This window comes from Marinobacterium nitratireducens (assembly GCF_014645375.1).
Taxonomy (GTDB): Bacteria; Pseudomonadota; Gammaproteobacteria; order Pseudomonadales; family Balneatricaceae; genus Marinobacterium_A; species Marinobacterium_A nitratireducens.
Genome location: NZ_BMLT01000003.1, coordinates 169983 through 187136, shown reverse-complemented (window position 1 = coordinate 187136; position 17154 = coordinate 169983). Strand labels below are relative to the sequence as shown.

Genomic DNA, 17154 nt, shown 5'->3' with positions numbered 1-17154 from the left:
CCGGGAATGTCCCCCGGTAGGGCCGGTCATCGCGACGGGCGCCTGTGCTCGTCGCTCTAGATGTTAAAACTCCGCTGGAACAACATAATGAAAAAAACTCTGCTCGGTCTTGCGCTGGGTGGCATGCTGCCGCTCGCGCCTTTTGCAACCGCATCCACCTTGATCGACGGCGACCAGTTGCGCCTGACTTACAAGAACTATTACTGGAACGAATCCCGGGATGACAGCACCGGTCGCTACCACGGACCGGCGCGCGACGAGTGGGTGCATGCCGCCATCGTCGACTACAGCACCGGCTACATGGCCGACTGGCTCAAGCTCGACTACGGCTTTGCGCTGGCCGGTCCCCTGTACATCGCCTCCGATGTCGAAAACGTCACCAACCTGCCGGCCAACCGCGATGATGTGAGCGATCCGAACGGTATCGCCTCCACCCAGACCGCGTACCTGAGCACCCGCTTCGGCGATGACGACCTGAGCTTCAATGCCGGCGCTGGCAAGAAGCGTCGCTCCGAGCTGCTCTACAACGACTCCAACTCCCGTATCCTGCCGTCGACCACGGTGGGTTACGACCTCGACCTCAATGTCCGCGGGTTGCGGTTCTACTACTCCGAGTTCGACAAGCACAGCCCGCGTAACGAGAATACCTGGGGGGAAAGCCTCAAAACCTTCACCGGCGAGAAGATCGACGCGGTACGCTACTACGGGGCACGCTACAAGACCGGTGGCCTGCAGCTGGACCTGACCGAACTCGAAGCGAAGGACTACCTCAAGGAGCGCTATGCCAAGGGCGCCTATGATCTGACGCTCGACGGCGGCAACCGCCTGGGCTTCAGCCTGATATGGGGCGACCAGCGCGATGCCGGCGACCTGTTCGAAAGCGGTGGTCTCGGCGGTTACGCGCCGGCGGGCGACCTCGATGTCCAGTTCTACGACGCCGGTATCCGCTACGGTTTCGACGGCATCACCCTGGGGCTCAACTACCTGGTGACGCGTGACGGCGACTTCAACCGCGTGCTGTTCACCAGCGATCACGGCACCTGGGAAACCAGCGGCAACAGCTGGACCCGCTTTGGCCTGGAGGACGAACAGGTCTGGACGGCGTCGCTCGGCGTCGACTTTGGTCAGTACGGCGTACCGGGACTGAACTGGGATCTCAAGGTCATGCACTCCAGCGATGCCCGCGGTTACGACAACTTCAGCCGCGACGAGTATTCCAGCTTGCTGCGCTACGGTTTCCAGAACCAGCTCAAGGGTCTGTCGCTGATCTGGTACTCGATGGTCAACCGAGGCACCGGCGAGGTCGACGGCGTCGACCGGACGGTTGATGTTATCGGCCCGACCCAGCTCGAGCGCAAGAACGCCAACCGCTTCTACCTGGTGTATTCCAAGGCGTTCTGATCGCCCGGTCCGCCAGCACCACGCCCGCCCCGGTTCCCCCTTCACCGGCGCGGGCTTTTTTGCGTTTTGGGGTTGTCCCGGCAGCCTGTCGGTCAGGATCGACAGGCTGCCAGCTTATCGAGAAATCCCCGGGCCGCCCTCAGATCGGCCGTATCGAAGCCCTCGGTGAAGCCGTCGTATACCGGCGCCAGCAGTTTGCGGGCCTGGTCCGGCCTGGTCTGCTGCTGCAACAGGCGGGCAAGGCTAAGCGCGGCCCGCAATTCCAGCGCCCTGGCGCCCTGGGCCTGCGCCAGTCGCAGCGCCTGACGCAGCGCCGCTTCGGCCTGGCCGAGATCCGATCCCGCCCGCAGTTCCAGCTCGCCCAGCAGCCGATGCAGTTCGGGGACCCAGAACTGCTCTTCGGTCTCGCGCGCCAGTGCCTCTTGCAGGGTCTTGCGGGCAAGCGTTATCTGTCCGCAGGCGATCTGGGCTTCGGCGAGCATCGCCGTATCGCAGGCCGCGAAATTCCGCGAGCCGGCGCGGGCGGCTTCAGCCAGGCTTTCGCGGATCTTTTCGGCCCCCTGCGCCGGCGCGTCGTCCAGGGCCAGGGCCCAGCCCAGAATCGTTTTGCCGTGGTGCGCGAGCAGGGACATTCCATGCTCCCGCGCAATCTCGCTACCCCGCTTGGCATGCTCGATCGCTGCCTCGCGCTCGCCGCGATACTGATGCACCTTCGCTTTCCAAAGCCAGGCGAACGCCAGGCTGAACGGGTGTTGATGCCGCTGGGCAAGCGCCAGGGCCGTCGCGGCCTTTTCGAGTGCCTGATCGGCGAAGCCCAGCAGCCAGAGACCGAGCGCTTCGAACCCCTGGGCGCCAACGCCGATGTCGATGTTGTAAGTGTGCACCAGCGCCTGGTGCCTGTCCGGGTCGTAGCGCTGCAGCGCCTCGACCAGCTGCGCCCGCGCCGGGGCCAGGGAGCCGGTGAACAGCAGTGAAATACCCAGCGAATAGTGGCCGAACATCTCGGCGGCTTCATCCTGCTGCTGCGCGGCTATCTTGAGAAACGCATCCGAGGTGGCGACGGCGATGTCCGTTTCGCCCCTGACCAGATGATGGACGGCCAGGGCGCGCAGAACCGGGGAAATCGGGGCGCTGTCGCCCAGTCGGGCGCAGAGGTCGCGGGCGCGGCTGTAGGTCCGGCCGTACTCGGAAGCGGCGTAACCCCTGACGGTGCCCAGGGAAGGGCCTATGGAAATGAGCAGGTCGAGCTCGAGACGCGCGCGTTCCGGGTCGTCCGGTAGCCGGGGCAGCAGTTCCAGTGCCTTCGACAGGTGGCTGATGACTTCCTGGTGCGCCGAGATCCGTTCCGCCTTTTCGCCGGCCTGCTGCCAGTAGCCGATTGCCTGGCGCGTATCGCCGGCCTCGGTAAGATGATGGGCGGCGACCTCGGGGTGCGCTTCGATCACCTCCCTGAACCGTTGCTCCAGCAGCTGCGCCGCCTGTCGATGGTATTTCTGCCGCGAACGCTTGAGCAGTGACTGATAGGCGGCTTCTTGAATCAGCATGTGCTTGAACTGGTAGAGCGCGCGCTGCCCCCGACCGCGCTGGTACAGCAGGTCGTTCTCCACCAGCTGCGCCAGCCCCTGCTGCAGAGCCTGTTCCCCGTGGGGCGCGAGCGAGGCCAGCATATCGTAGCTGAACTCGCGGCCCAGCACCGCGGCTAGCTGCGCGATCTCGCGCACGATGGGGGTGCGGTCCAGGCGCGCCATCAGCGAATCCTGCAGCGTCTCGGGGATGTGCATGTCGGCCAGTACGCCGTTGAGTTCATAATGATCGGCCGCCTCGACCAGGATTTCGGACTGCAGGATGGTATGGGTCAGTTCCTCGACATAGAGCGGAACGCCATCGGCCTTGGTGACAATATGGTCGAGTACCTCCTTCGGCATGGTCTTGTTACCGGCGAGATGGGTGACGATGGCCTCGACCTCGGCGCGCGCCAGCCGGTTCAGCGTGATCGGCGTAATATGCGAACGCACTGGCCAGGGCGCGACGAATTCGGGTCTGTAGGTCGCGACCAGCAGCATCGGTACCGTAGGCACCTGGGCTATCAGCAGACCGAGCAGCTCCACCGTTGTCGGGTCGGCCCAGTGCAGATCCTCCCAGACCATCAGTATCGGTCGGAGCTCCGCCAGTTCGAGGTAGCAGGCGGTGGCGGCGTCCAGCGTCGCCTCGCGTTGCTGTTGGGACGACATCTGGAGCTGCGCGTACCGGGCATCGATCAGCGGTAGCGACAGCATGGCCGCAAACAGCGGGACGGATTCCTCCAGCGGCCAGCTGTGCTGCGCTTGCAGAAATTTTTCCAGCTTCTGGAAACGGGTCTGGGCGCTATCGTCCGGCTGCCAGCGCATCGCACGTTTCAGCTGTTCGATGATCGGGTAGAGCGTGCTGGCGGTATGATAGGGCGATGCACGCACGGCCACCCAGGTATAGTCGATGCCACCGGCATGATCGCGCAGGGCTTGCAGCAGCCGCGACTTGCCGATGCCGGCCTCGCCCTGGATCAGCACGACCTGGCCTCGTCCCTCGCGGCTGCCTTCCCAGGCACGGGTCAGCAGCCCCACTTCCTCCTGCCGGCCTACCAGCGGAAGTCTGGGCTTTATCGGTGCCGACTGCGGCTGAACGTCGGCGACGCTTTCACCCGTTACCCCCCAGGCTTCGACTGCTCCGGCGATCCCTTTCAGACGCTGTTCCCCCAGCGCCTGGAACACGAAACGCTCGCCCGCCAGCTCCTTGCAGGCCTTGCTGATGACGATACCGTTTTTCTGCGCCAGCGCCTGCAGGCGGGCGGCGAGGTTGGGGGTCTCGCCGACGACGCTGCGTTCCTGCGCCTCGCCCTCGCCGGTGATTTCGCCGACCACCACGAGGCCGGTGGCGATGCCGATGCGCACGGCGATTTCAATTCCCTGGCTGCGACCGAACTCGTCGTTGAGCAGCGGCATGGTCTGGACGATGCCGAGCGCGGTCTTGATGGCGGCCTCGGCGCTGCGTTCGGAGGCCTGGGGGTAGCCGAAGTAGACCAGTATGCCATCGCCCATATACTTGGCGATAAAACCGCTGAAATCCCGGATCACGCGTGCGGCGGCTTCCTGATAGGCCCGGATGATGTCCTGCAGGTCCTCGGGGTCGAGCCGTGTCGAGAGTTCGGTGGAGCCGACCAGGTCGCAGAACATGACCGTGAGATGACGTCGTTCGGCGTCAGAGGCGGCGCTGCCGGGCGGCGCCGGCCGGTCCGTCACGGGCGCCACAACCTTCTCCTCCGTCACCGGGGGACGCGCGGTCTGGCATTCGGGGCCGGCGGGGAGCTTTGTCGACTCCAGGTCGCTGCAGGCCAGAAAGCGGCCGTCGAGGTCGATGGCCACCCGTTCGACCTGAATGAGTTCGATCCGCAGGGCCTCGAGTCCCGCGTCATCGAGTTCATACTCCTGGCGCAGGGCTTCATAGGAAATGAGCTTGCGGTGGCGCAGAAGCCAACTGACCTCCGCCAGCATCTTGAAGAATTTCATGTCGCTCCCGACCCTTGGCTGGACGCAGTAGCTCCTGAAACGTTAGTACCAATGCAGTGTTCCGGCCATCGGATCAGGATACCGTTTCGGAAATCGCCGCCGTGCCATCCCGTGCCATCCCGTGCCACCCGGCGCCCGGGCCGGCTCTACCCCGTCCGCCTGCCGCGCGCTCAGCCGCTCGAGTCGAGCGCCTCGAGGCTGCGCCGAAACAGCTCGCGCAGTTGCCCAAGCTGTTCCGCATCGACGGGCGCCGCCGTCTCCTCCAGCTCGCGCACGCGGGCGCAGAGGGCGGCGAGGCCGAAGTTGGCGCAGGTGCCGGCGAGCTTGTGCAGCGCCTCGCCATGGTCGGTACCGGGCTCCGAAAGGGCCTCGAGCAGCTGCTTGCACTGTTGGCGCATGCGAATCTGCAGACTGGCGAAGCGCTCCTCCCCGAGCAGTTTCCGGTGCTGAGCCAGCAGTCCGGTATCGAGCAGCTCATCGTGGTGCTCGACTGGCTGACGTGGCGCGGCGGGCTCGCCGTGGAGCTGTCGCTGCAGTTCGGCGAATTGCAGTGGTTTGCCCACCACGGCATCGATGCCGGCGTCGAGATAGGAGCGGGTTTCGGCTTCGGTCACTGATGCGGTGAGGGCGATAATCCGCACGCCGGATTTGCGCGGATCGCGGTGGCGGCGCATGCGCCGCGCGGTCTCGACACCGTCCATGTCCGGCAGGTGGATATCCATCAGCACCAGGTCGTAGTCATGGTCGTTGTGCATCGACAGCGCGGTGTAGCCGTCATCGGCGATGCTGACCTTGTGCCCCTCGCTTTCGAGCAGGCCGCGGGTCACTTCCTGGTTGATCTCGGTATCCTCGACCAGCAGGATATCCAGGGGTTGTTCGATCGGCGCCGGCGGTGCCGTGTCGAGTTGCTCGCGCTGCGCGCGCGAGTAGTCCAGCTCGAACCAGAACAGGGTGCCTTCGCCTTCGCGGCTGCTGAAGCCGATCTCGCCGCCCTGTTGCTCGATCAGGCGCTTGCAGATGGACAGCCCGAGTCCTGTACCGCCGAAGCGGCGAGTGATGGAACTGTCGGCCTGGCTGAAGTGGGTGAAAATGCGCGGCCGGGCCGCCTCCGGTATGCCGATGCCGGTATCCTCGACCTCGAAGCGTAGCCGCACCTGTTGCGGGTTCTGCGAAAGGCAGCGGACCCGCAGTGCCACCTGGCCATGCTCGGTGAACTTGATGGCGTTGACGCACAGGTTCAGCAGTACCTGATTCAGCGCCCGGCGGTCGCCGAGCACGGCCTCGGGCAAGCGGCTGTCGCTGCGCACGATAAGGCGCAGCGATTTTTCGCTCGCCATTGAATCCAGCAACGGCTGCAACTCGGCAACCAGCTCCGACACCGAGAAGGGGCGGCGCTCAAGCTCCAGTTGGCCGGCCTCGACCTTGCTGAAATCCAGCACGTCATTGAGGATCGACAGCAGACTCTGTCCGGAGCTGTAGATCGCCCGCACCCGCGCCTGCTGTTCGTCACTGAGCTCCGAGCGCATCAGCAGTTGCGCCATGCCGAGGATGCCGTTGAGCGGGGTGCGGATTTCGTGGCTCATGGTGGCCAGGAACTGACTTTTCGCCTCGCTTGCCGCTTCCGCCTTTTCCCGCGCAAGCTCCGCCTGCTCCTTGGCCTTGCGTTCGCTGATATCGTTGAGCGAGCCCTCGTAGTACAGCAGTTCGTCCTGTTCGCCCAGTACCCGCCGGGCCGAGATCGACACCTGCAGGCTGCTGCCGTCGCGCCGCAGCCAGCGCGTCTCGAAATTGAGGACCTGATCCTCGAGTTCCAGCATGTCCAGAAAGCGGTGCAGCGTCTCGGCGTCGGCGAAGCACTGCCGTGCCGCATTGCCGACCTCCTGCATGAAGCTGTCCGGGGTGTCGTAACCGAGCATTCGTGTCAGGGCCGGATTCACCGAGATGAAGCGTCCCGGCGGCTCGATGCGGAAGATACCCTCGATGGCGTTTTCGAACAGCGAACGGTATTCCCGCTCCGATTGCTGCAGGCTCGAATAGAGTTTGGCGGTCTCGATCGAGATGGCGGCCTGGGACATGAGAATCTGCAGCGTCTTCAGGCGTGTGGCGTCGAAGACGTCGCGGTTTTCGCGGTGCTCCAGATAGAGCAGGGCGGTCAGGCTGCCGTGGTACAGGATCGGCAGGCACAGCAGCGAGCGCGGCTGCTGTTCGCGAATGTAACTGTCCTGGTCGAACACCGGGTGGGTCGTGGCCTGTCCGAGCACCAGCGGTTCGCGGGTGCGCGCGACATAGTGCAGCAGGCTGACCGGCAGCAGCCGCTCGGCGTCGTCCAGCGGGCGCTCGCCGAAGAACCGCGGCTCCTGTGCGGCGTCGGCCTCGGCAGCGAGCAGCAACTGACGCTCGCGCACCAGCACCAGCAGCGCCCGCTGCCCGCCGGCATTCTGCAGTGCCAGGCGTATCAGGCGTCCCAGCAGTGGCTCGAGGCGGATTTCGTCGGAGATGGCCTGGGAAGCGCGGATGACCGAGGCGATATCGAAGGCCTGGTTGCTCAGGGCGCGGTCTTCGTTGATCGTTTCTTCGGTGCGCACCAGATCCTCGCCATGGCGCCGTTCCATCTGCCGCAGCTTGGCGATGGCACCCCAGTCGGCATAGCGGCGGTAAGCCTGCTGCAGATAGACCCGTGCGATGGGTCTGTTGCGGCCTTCGAGGAAGAAGGTGCCGGCAAACTCCGTCGCCAGTGCGGCCTCGAAAACCTGCCCCCGCTGCTCCGCCTGCTCGATGGCACGGTGGTAATGCCGGCTGGCTCTGCCGGCGCGGCCCCGCAGGCGGTAACTTTCGGCCTTGATCAGCGACAGCAGATGGCGAAAGTTGTCCGGGGCGCCGCGCTCCAGGCGACGCAGCCGCCGCAGGCGCGGCATCAGGGCGGCGAGTCCGCGCCAGCGCACGCCCGGCGACTGCCCGCGCAGCAGCACCAGCTGTGTCAGGTAATCGTAAAACAGCAGCCAGGATGCCGAATAGGTACCGCTGATGTAGGGGCGAAGCCTGCCGGCGTCGCGAAAGCTCAGTCGCGCGCTGGCGAAGTCCTCGAGCAGAAACTGCAGCAGGCCCTGATACTGGTGATACAGCGCCAGCGCTGTCAGATGGTTTTCCCTGCGGTGGCGGGCAAGCATTTCCTGGTCGCGGTAAAAACGGCCGTCGAGGCGCTCCGGGGTTTCGCTGTTGCCGCGCAGGTTGTCGACCAGCTGCTGAATCTGCAACGAGTACTGCAGCGACTGCTGCTGGCCGGACTGGCGCAAGATTCCGATCTGCTCCGCCAGTTGCGGCGCGAAGGTCGCAAGGTCGCGGCTCAGGGGAAATGCATACTGGATCTGGGCTCCCAGCGAGTAGGCCGACCACTCGACATCGCCGACCTCCTGCGCCAGTTCGTGGGCGCGCAACAGGTCGTCGCGACAGTGCGCCAGCGGTTCCCGGTAGTGACGAATGTACGCGTTGATCAGATACAGGGTGCGATGATGATTGAATGTCGTCGGCGCCCGCCGGTCGAACTCCAGCGCCAGCTCGCCCAGCCGGTAGCCCTGGCTGACAAGTCCGTACTGGCCGCAGAGCACGCCGCCGAAACCCGCCAGCGCCAGCGCAGTGTCTGGTGAGCGGCCGTGACGCAGTGTCAGCTCGACACTGCGGGCGGTGACCAGCGGCCTGAGACCGGAGCTGGAAAACTTGACGATGCCGAACATGCCGGCAAGCAGCCGCAGTGCGGCCTCCGTTTCGGGTGAAACCACCGCTGGCGAGTCGAGCAAGTGCTCGGGACTGCGACGCAGCAGCTGCCACTCGGCGCGCAGCAGACCGATCAGACTGTGACGGCGGCTCGGGTGTTGCGGCAGTGCGACGCCGAGCTGCGCCAGCACCCGCAGCGCACTGTCAAGCGCGGCCTGGAAGCGGTTGCGCGAGATCTGCGAGTGGATGCTGATTTCCTGTCCGCGCACCCGGTCTGGCAGGCAGCGTCCGCGCCTTTGCACGACGCTGACAAGCCGGTCCATCAGATCGGTTTCACCGCGGATATAGGCCGCCTCCGCACAGTCCAGGTGCAGCGCCAGCGACAGCTCATAGTGGTTGTCCCAGGTATCGACCGGCAGCAGGTCAAGGCCCGCCTCGAGGTACTCCAGGGCACTGTCGAAGGCGGCGGATTGCCGTGCGCGCTGCCCGGCCTCGAGATTGATGTGCGCCAGCGCCAGCCGTTCATCGGCGCTGGTGATCAGCCGGCGGGCCTGGTTGAGGTGGTTGGCGATCTCGAAGATCCGGTCCTCGGTTGTGCCGTCGCTTTGCTGCAGCAGCCGGCCGATCTTCAGGTGCAGCGGTTCGAGGCTGGCTGCGTCGATCAGCGAGTAGGCCGCCTGCTGTACCCGGTCGTGAACGAAGCGACATCGGCTGTCGCCGGTTTCGGGTTGCAGCAGCTGATAGGCGTCGCCCAGAGACAGCAGCAGGCCCTGGCTCAGGGCCGGCCAGAGTAGCATGCCCAGGGCCGACAGCCCGGTCTCGCTGACGATCGCAAGGTTGCGCAGCGTAAAGGTACCGCCGATGCAGGCGGCGAGTGGCAGGATGCGTTGCGTTTGTGGCGGCAGCCGCTGAATCCTGCTGATCATCAGGTCGAGTACGTCATCGCTCAGCGCCTGCGCCCGTATGGCGTCCTCGTCCCAGTACCAGGTCTGGTCGCGCAGCTGCAGCAGACCGTCCTCGTCGAGACGGTAGAGAAACTGGCCGAGGAAAAAGGGGTTGCCCTGGGTTTTTTCCAGGCAAAGCCGCGCCAGTGGCATCAGACGTTCGCGGTCGTCGCCAAGCGCATCGCTCAGCAGCTGTACGATCTGCTCGAGGTTCAGCGGCGTGAGCCGGTACTCGCTCGGTGGCCGGGCGCAGGCCCGCAGCCTTGCCAGTACGGGACGCAGCGCGTGGCCCGGACCGATCTCTTCTTCGCGATAGCTGCCGATAAGCAGCAGATGCGGCACCCGCATGCCGGCGGTCAGGGATTCCAGCAGGTGCAGCGACGCCGGGTCGGCCCACTGCAGGTCGTCGAGGAACAGCAGCAGCGGATGCCTGTCGCCGGTCAACGCGCACAGCAGCTGCTGGAACAGCCGCGACAGACGGTTCTGTTCCTCGACCGCCGGCAGCAGCGGCACGTCGGGCTGGGGGCCGAGGATCAGCTCGAGCTCCGGTACCAGCTTGATCAGTACCTGCGCCTGGGCACCGAGCGCCTGCTGCAGGTTCTCGCGCCAGCGGGCGATATGGTCGTCCGGTTCGGTCAGCAACTGGCGTACCAGCCCCTGCAGTGCCAGGTGAATACCGAGATAGGGCCGGTTGCGGCGCATCTGGTCGAACTTGCCACTGCAGAAGTGGCCGCTGCGGGCGTTGACGTGCTGGCGCAGTTCGTGGACCAGACTGGATTTGCCGATGCCGGCGTAACCGCTGATCAGAACGAGCTCCTGCCCACCCCTGGCGCAGGCGTCGTACTGCTCGCCCAGCTGGCGCAGCAGATCGTCACGTCCGTACAGTGCCTGGGGCAGCTGCAGTCGCGCGGAGCGGTCTTCGAGCCCCGCCTCGAAATCGTCGATGCGCCCGTCCCGCCGCCACTGCTCCAGGCAGCGGCGAAGGTCCTGGCACAGTCCGAAGCCCGACTGATAGCGTTTGGCGGCGTCCTTGGCCAGCAGTTTGCGGATGATGCGCGCCAGCGGCCGTGGCAGGTCGGGATTGAGGGCGTCGGGCCAGGGCGGCGGTCGTGCGATCTGGCTATGCACCAGTTCCAGATCGTCGTCGCTGGCAAAGGGTGTCTGGCCGGTCATCATTTCGAACAGCGTGACGCCGAGACCGTAGTAGTCGGTGCGATAGTCCACCGCACGGTTGATGCGCCCGGTCTGCTCCGGCGCCAGGTAGGGCAGCGCCGTGGCTTCCAGCCGCACGGTACCCCAGATGGCCTGCTCGCGGCCGAGTCGGGAGGCGTGACTGAAATCGATCAGCGTCGGCTCAAGAGTGGCGCCTTTAAGCAGGATGTGCTCGGGGCGAATCTGCTTGTGAATGACCCGGGCTTCGTGCAGTTGCGCCAGTATTTCGGCCAGACGCAGCGCCACCGGCAGCCAGGACTTCCAGTCGCGATTGCCGCGCTCGAGCGCCTGACGCAGCGTGAAGTCGCCGCAGTCGGGAAGCACCAGCGTGGGCGCTTCGTCGAGCTGCAGCAAATCCAGGGCCTGCGGAACGCCGGCGATGTCCAGATGCTGCAGGATATCGAATTCGTGTCTGAAACGGCTGAGCCGTTCCGGGTCCTTTTGCTGGCGTTGCAGCTGTTTGAGAAGCAGCGGCTGCTGGTCGGCGAGGCGGAGCGCCCGGCTCAGAGTGCAGGCCGGACTTCGATACAGTTCCGCCAGTATGCGATAGCCGCCGACGTCGTTCACCGTCCGGTTCCGGTTCGGCCGCGCTCTGGGCGCTGTCGTGCGGTTGCGGATCGCATCGGCCTAGCTCAGGCTGCCGGCGAATACGTAGCCGGCGCCGTGGGCGGTCAGTATCAGCTGGGGGTTGGATGGATTGTCGCCCAGTTTGCGACGCAGACGGCCGATCAGAACGTCGATCGAGCGGTCGTTCGGGGTCCACTCCCGGTCGTGAATCGCGTCCATCAGGTAGTCACGGCTCAGTACCTGGCCGGCGTGGCTGATCAGCGCCTGCAGCAGCTTGAACTCGCCCTCCGGCAAGCGTTCGAGCTGGCCGTCGGGACCGGCCAGCTGGCGCTTGTTGGCATCCAGCGCCCAGCCTTCGAAGTGCAGGCACTGGCTTTCGCGGGCGCCGGCGCTCTGCCCGGACCCCTGAACCCGCCACAGCAGGTTCTTCACCCTTACCAGCAGTTCGCGAGGGTTGAACGGCTTGGTGACATAGTCATCGGCGCCGAGCTCGAGGCCGACGATACGGTCGATTTCATCGCCCTTGCTGGTCACCAGTATGATGCCGACGGCGGAGGTGGCGCGCAGCTCCCGCGTCAGCGTCAGGCCGTCCTTGCCCGGCAGATTGATGTCCAGCAGCACCAGCTCGATGCCGTCGCGGGCGACGCGACTGGGCAGATCGTCGGCCTGTTCCGCTTCGCTGATCTGATAGCCCTCTTTCTCGAAGTAGCTGACCAGTAGCGATCTTGATGCGAAGTCGTCCTCGATTATCAGGATACGAGCCGGGCGGGCTGGGCTGTCGGGCATGGGGCGGACTCTCGTGTCTGGGGCACTTGGGTAGATGTACGGGCCCGCCCAGTCTAGCAACGGTCCGGGGCGGGACAAAGCGCCGGGTGATGAAAAAAATCTGGCGCTATGCCTTAGCCGAATCAATACTTTGGCCTTGGGCACCCGGCTTTCGTTACAGCTTGTTACATTCGTCTACAACTTAGCACAAAGGCGAAGAACTTCATTTACAGCCAGGGTGTAGATTGACCGGCAACACTGAACAACCTGGAACATAACAGCGAGGGAGTAGTGGCTTTGACTACGCATAACAAGAAACGCGTGCCCCTGGCGGGGCCGGCTCTGGCGCTGGCGGTAATGGCGGCGCCTGCATTGGCGGCTACCGAGGCTGGCGAGGAGCTGATCCGCAACAACTGCCTGGCCTGTCACAGCGATACCGGGAACAGCGAGACGCCGTTTTCACGTATCAGTGAACAGCGCAAGACCCCGGAAGGCTGGCTGATGACCATCAACCGCATGCAGGAGCTGCGCGGCGCCCAGATTTCCACCGAGGACAAGCGCGCCCTGGTCCAGTACCTCGCTGACCATCAGGGGCTGGCGCCGTCCGAGGCAGAGCCCTACCGCTATCTCCTGGAGCAGGATACCAACCTGGTCGAGTCCGGGGTCGATGAAGGCCTGGGGCAGATGTGTGCCCGCTGTCATTCCGCCGCCCGGTTCTCGCTGCAGCGCCGTACCGAAGACGAGTGGAAGCGGCTGGTTGGCTTCCATATGGGACAGTTCCCGACCATCGAGCTCCACTCGCTGGCCCGTGACCGCGCCTGGTACGACATCGCGCAAAACCAGACCGCTGTCGAACTGGGCAATAAATTCCCGTTGATCACGCCGGAGTGGAACAGCTGGAAGGCGGCGCCCAAGGCGGACCTGACCGGTCGCTGGCGCGTACTCGGTTACGTGCCGGGCAAGGGCGAGTTCACCGCCTGGATGGATGCCTCCAAATCGGAAACCGGTTATCAGCTGTCGCTTGAAGGTCAGTACTCGGACGGCAGCGCCTTGAGCGGCAAGGGCAGCGCCCGGGTCTACACCGGTTACGAGTGGCGTGCGGCAATTGAGATCGACGGTGTCAAGATGCGCCAGGTCATGGCTGCCGACGCCGAGGGATCCGTGATGGATGGCCGCATGTTCAACACCGAGGCGCGTGAGATCGGTGGTGAGCTGATGGCGGTGCGCGATCAGGGCCAGCCCGCGGTGGTAGCGGTGCTGCCGGCGCATCTGAAGCTGGGCGAGAGCGCCGAGCTGACGATCGTCGGACAGAACCTCGACGGCGATGTCTCCCTTGGCGATGGCGTCGAAATCGAGAAGGTCATCGCGCGCGACGGCGACAGCATTCGCGTGCTCGCCAAGGCCAGCGGTGCCGCCGGCGCCCGTACCGTCAGCGTGGGTGACGCCAGCAAAGATCAGGCGCTCGCGGTCTACGACAGCCTGGCCCGGGTCGAGGTGACGCCTGCCAATGCGCTCAGCCGCATCGGCGGGAATGGCGGCGAGATGGCGAAGGTACGCACCGTATACCGTGCCGTCGGTTACGCCGCAGGCGCCGACGGTCAGCCGGGTACCGACGACGATCTGCGTCTGGGTTACATGCCGGCCACCTGGTCGATCGCGCCTGCCGATGAAGTGGCTGCGCACGACAAGGACGAGAAGTACGCCGGCGCGATCGACGCGAGCGGCATCTTCACGCCGGGCGACGCCGGTCCCAACCCGGAACGCAAGATGTCGGCCAACAATGTCGGCCGCTTGACGGTCGTTGGCAGCGTCAGCGATGGCGGTAACGATGTGACCGGCGAGGGCAGCCTGCTGGTTGCGCCGCAGGACTTCGTCCGTCGCGTGCTGGACTGACGATACCGATACCCCCTGAACATAACAACAAGAGGTGATTATGGGCGCCATGACGCTGGTAAAACCGAATCTGCACCGCATCGACGTCGATGCGCGTCAGATGCTGTTCCACGTGCCCAGCAGCAGCATCTTCGAGCTGGATGATCTGAGCCGTGAACTGCTGTCACTGTTCGACCGCCACGGCGAGGTGACCGAAGAGCTGCTGGCGCCCCTGAACGGCCGCTTCGGCGCCGCCGACGTCGAGGAAGCGATCTCGGAATTCCGGGCGCTGGAAATGATTGTCGGCGAAGGTGCTGTTGGGCGCTTCAATCCGGAGCCGCAGAAGGTGACGAAGTTTCCGCTCACCACGGTGGTGCTGAACGTCAACACCGGTTGCAACCTCAGCTGCACCTATTGCTACAAGGAAGACCTGACCACGCCCTCCAAGGGCGAATTGATGGGGCTCGATACCGCGATCAAATCGATCGAGATGCTGCTCAAGGAGTCGCCGGACCAGCCGAGCTACAACGTGGTCTTCTTTGGCGGCGAGCCGCTCAGCAATATGCCGCTGATCCGCGAGGTGGTGGCCTACTGCGAGAAACGCTTCGCCGAGCTGGACGCCCAGGTCAGCTTTACCCTGACCACCAACGCCACGCTGCTCAACGAGAAGCTGGTGGACTGGTTCAACGAGCACCGTTTCGGTCTGACCATTTCGATGGACGGTCCCAAGGCGATGCACGACAAGAACCGCATCACCGTTGGCGGTCAGGGCACCTACGATGTGGTGCGTCGCAAGGTGGAAATGCTGCTGTCGCGCTACACCGCGCGGCCGGTGGGCTGCCGTGTGACCCTGACCCGTGGCATCACGGATGTCGAGAAGATCTTCGATCACCTCTACTTCGACCTTGGCTTCGCTGAAGTCGGTTTCGGACCGGTGACCTCCGGTGATATCGCCGAGTTCAACCTGACGCCCGAGGAGCAGGTCGAGGTATTCGAAGGCATGAAGCGTCTCGGCCGGCGTTACCTCGAGGCGGCCAGTCGCGGTGAAAACTTCGGCTTCGGCAACATGCACCAGATGCTTACGGATATGTACGAGGGCAACAAGAAGCTGATCCCCTGCGGTGCTGGCGTCCAGTTGCTGGCGGTCGACAAGGACGGCGGACTCAACCTCTGCCATCGCTTCACCGGCTCCGACATGCCGCTGTTCGGCAATGTCGAGACCGGGATCGACAAGCCGCGCCTCGCCGAATTCGTCGAGAAGCGTCTGGACCGCAGCAACACCGGCTGCGAGACCTGCCGTATCCGCAACCTCTGTTCGGGGGGCTGCTACCACGAAAGCTATGCCAAGTATGGGGATCCGACAAAACCTTCCTATCACTACTGCGATCTGATGCGCGACTGGATCGACTTTGGAGTGGAAGTGTACTCGCGGATCATGCTCGGGAACCCGGGGTTCTTCGAAGCCTACGTCTCTCCGAGGAGGAGTGCCTGATAATGAAACACCTGAAATCACTGAACAAGAAAGCCAAGCTGATCAACCAGGCGGTGAGCCCGGACGAAGTCGAGGAAGTAGTCGCGATGCAGACGGTGGTCGGTTGTACCGCCACCACCGACCCGGGCTGGGAGCTCGATCCGTTCGGCGGCCTCGGCTCTTTGTGCCAGCCGATGGAGTCCGATATCTACGGCTGCGCCGATGCCTGCTGGTGGCCGGCGCAGGTGCCCGACACCGCCAACACCTACCCTGACTGGGGTGAGGGCGTGGCCAAGGCCGATAAGGACTGGCGCAAGCTGGAAGGTATTTTCGAGGACGGCGAGTAACGGAGAGCGGTGCAGATGAAAGTGAACAAGAAAATGAAAACCTCCGCGCTGGCCGGCGCCGCGCTGCTGTCGTTGCAGGCACTCCCCGCCAGCGCCGACCAGGAGTACCTGCTGACCATCACCCGCCCGGGCCATTTGCAGGTGATCGATATGTCCACCAACGAAGTGGTGCGTACCTGCGATGTGCCGGGCAAATTCGGCACCGGTTCCATCGCGCCGTCGCCGGATGGCAAGATTGCCTATGTCCTCAGTAACATGACCGAGGATGTTTACGGTTTCGATATCCAGACCTGCGACATCACCTTCCATGCCGCTCAGTCCCAGGGCAACGTCCGGGTCAAGACGCATCAGTCGATTACCGTCAGCGCCGACGGCAAGGAACTGTACACGGTGCAGAACCCGGTGCGTCACCTGCCTGATCGCTTCGAGGTCATGGAACCGCAGCTGGCGGTCTACAACACCGCCGACGGCACGGACGCAAAACCCGTGCGCACCTTCCCGGTGGATCGTCGTATCACCAAGATCGCCGCAACGGAAAAGGGTGAGGTGATCCTCGGCGGCGCCGATATCAAGGCAATCGATGTCAACAGCGGCGAAGTCCGCATGGTGACCGCGCTGCAGAGCTGGGACCGTGGCCCGGAGTGGCTGCCGCCCGATGCCTTCGCGATGCACTCCCAGGGCGAGCAGTCCAACGAGTACATCATGCCCTATGTCACGGCCAAGTTTCAGGACGATACCATGAACATGGAGACGGCCGAATGGTGGTGGGGTATCAGCCGGGTGGATCTGGCAACCGGCGAAGCCGTACGTCAGGAAATCATTCCGTTCGAGTTCATCGTCTTCAACTTCATCTCGGATCCGCGCGACCCCAATATCTTCTACGGCAGTTTCAACACCCTGTCGAAGCACGATATCACCACCGGCGAAACCCTGGCGCTGTACGAGATGCCGCATACCTACTATGACCTGAACATCTCGGCGGACGGCAAGACCATCTATGTCGGCGGCACCAGCAGCGATATCTCCATTCACAGTTCGGATACGCTGGAGAAGATCGGCTCGATCCAGCTTAGCGGTGACATGAGCACCTCCGACCTGCGAGTGGCGACGATCCGCGATTAGACCAATACTCTGTCCGCAGAATATCGAAGAGGCCGCGCACTGCGCGGCCTCTTTTTTCTATCCGGACGGACCGGGGAGGTTGTTGGGTTACGCCCTTCGGGCTGCACCCAACCTGCGAGTGCCGGACTGGCACATCGCCCATCGAAAGCACGAACCGGAGGGTGGGTCTAGCGGTGCAATGGCGAGCAGCTCAAAGCTGC

At 64.2% G+C, this 17154-nt stretch carries 8 protein-coding genes; 5 read left to right on the top strand and 3 right to left on the bottom strand.

The window, feature by feature from the left end:
- The first annotated feature begins 87 nt into the window (after positions 1–87).
- Positions 88–1401: an OprD family outer membrane porin gene (locus IEX85_RS06595; RefSeq protein ID WP_188859688.1), complete on the top strand. Its 1314-nt coding sequence runs from the start codon at positions 88–90 to the stop codon at positions 1399–1401.
- A 92-nt stretch (positions 1402–1493) separates the two neighbouring features.
- Here the strand turns inward: IEX85_RS06595 and IEX85_RS06590 are convergent, their stop codons facing one another.
- The 3 genes from IEX85_RS06590 to IEX85_RS06580 all read right to left on the bottom strand — a co-directional run bounded on the left by IEX85_RS06590 (position 1494) and on the right by IEX85_RS06580 (position 12163).
- Positions 1494–4943: an AAA family ATPase gene (locus tag IEX85_RS06590; protein ID WP_188859686.1), complete on the bottom strand. Its 3450-nt coding sequence runs from the start codon at positions 4941–4943 to the stop codon at positions 1494–1496.
- 170 nt (positions 4944–5113) lie between these two features.
- Positions 5114–11377 (bottom strand): AAA family ATPase, encoded by a 6264-nt coding sequence (locus IEX85_RS06585; protein ID WP_188859685.1) that lies wholly within the window; start codon positions 11375–11377, stop codon positions 5114–5116.
- A gap of 60 nt (positions 11378–11437) precedes the next feature.
- Positions 11438–12163, bottom strand: coding sequence for a response regulator (locus IEX85_RS06580; protein ID WP_188859683.1), 726 nt, complete (start codon positions 12161–12163; stop codon positions 11438–11440).
- Positions 12164–12433: 270 nt separating this feature from the next.
- On the opposite strand from IEX85_RS06580, the gene peaA reads away from it, so the two are divergent.
- Genes peaA through peaD form a run of 4 tightly spaced genes read left to right on the top strand, consistent with a single transcriptional unit; the run spans position 12434 to position 16954 of the window.
- The gene (peaA, locus tag IEX85_RS06575; RefSeq protein WP_229721814.1) at positions 12434–14035 is read left to right on the top strand and encodes a quinohemoprotein amine dehydrogenase subunit alpha; all 1602 of its coding nucleotides are present in this window, start codon (positions 12434–12436) and stop codon (positions 14033–14035) included.
- A 40-nt stretch (positions 14036–14075) separates the two neighbouring features.
- Positions 14076–15506, top strand: a complete 1431-nt coding sequence (peaB, locus tag IEX85_RS06570) for a quinohemoprotein amine dehydrogenase maturation protein (RefSeq protein WP_188859682.1) — start codon at positions 14076–14078, stop codon at positions 15504–15506.
- Positions 15507–15508: 2 nt separating this feature from the next.
- Positions 15509–15832, top strand: a complete 324-nt coding sequence (gene qhpC / locus IEX85_RS06565) for a quinohemoprotein amine dehydrogenase subunit gamma (protein ID WP_188859680.1) — start codon at positions 15509–15511, stop codon at positions 15830–15832.
- Between the two features lie 15 nt (positions 15833–15847).
- Entirely contained in the window at positions 15848–16954 is a 1107-nt protein-coding gene (peaD, locus tag IEX85_RS06560; protein WP_188859678.1) for a quinohemoprotein amine dehydrogenase subunit beta, read from the top strand.
- The last annotated feature ends 200 nt before the right edge of the window (positions 16955–17154 follow it).

What these genes read in the sequence shown, in the direction of transcription:
- IEX85_RS06590 (WP_188859686.1), bottom strand. Translation starts at nt 4,943, where the DNA reads ATGAAATTCTTCAAGATGCTGGCGGAGGTCAGTTGGCTTCTGCGCCAC.
- IEX85_RS06580 (WP_188859683.1), bottom strand. Translation starts at nt 12,163, where the DNA reads ATGCCCGACAGCCCAGCCCGCCCGGCTCGTATCCTGATAATCGAGGAC.
- qhpC (WP_188859680.1), top strand. Translation starts at nt 15,509, where the DNA reads ATGAAACACCTGAAATCACTGAACAAGAAAGCCAAGCTGATCAACCAG.
- peaD (WP_188859678.1), top strand. Translation starts at nt 15,848, where the DNA reads ATGAAAGTGAACAAGAAAATGAAAACCTCCGCGCTGGCCGGCGCCGCG.
- IEX85_RS06595 (WP_188859688.1), top strand. Translation starts at nt 88, where the DNA reads ATGAAAAAAACTCTGCTCGGTCTTGCGCTGGGTGGCATGCTGCCGCTC.
- peaB (WP_188859682.1), top strand. Translation starts at nt 14,076, where the DNA reads ATGGGCGCCATGACGCTGGTAAAACCGAATCTGCACCGCATCGACGTC.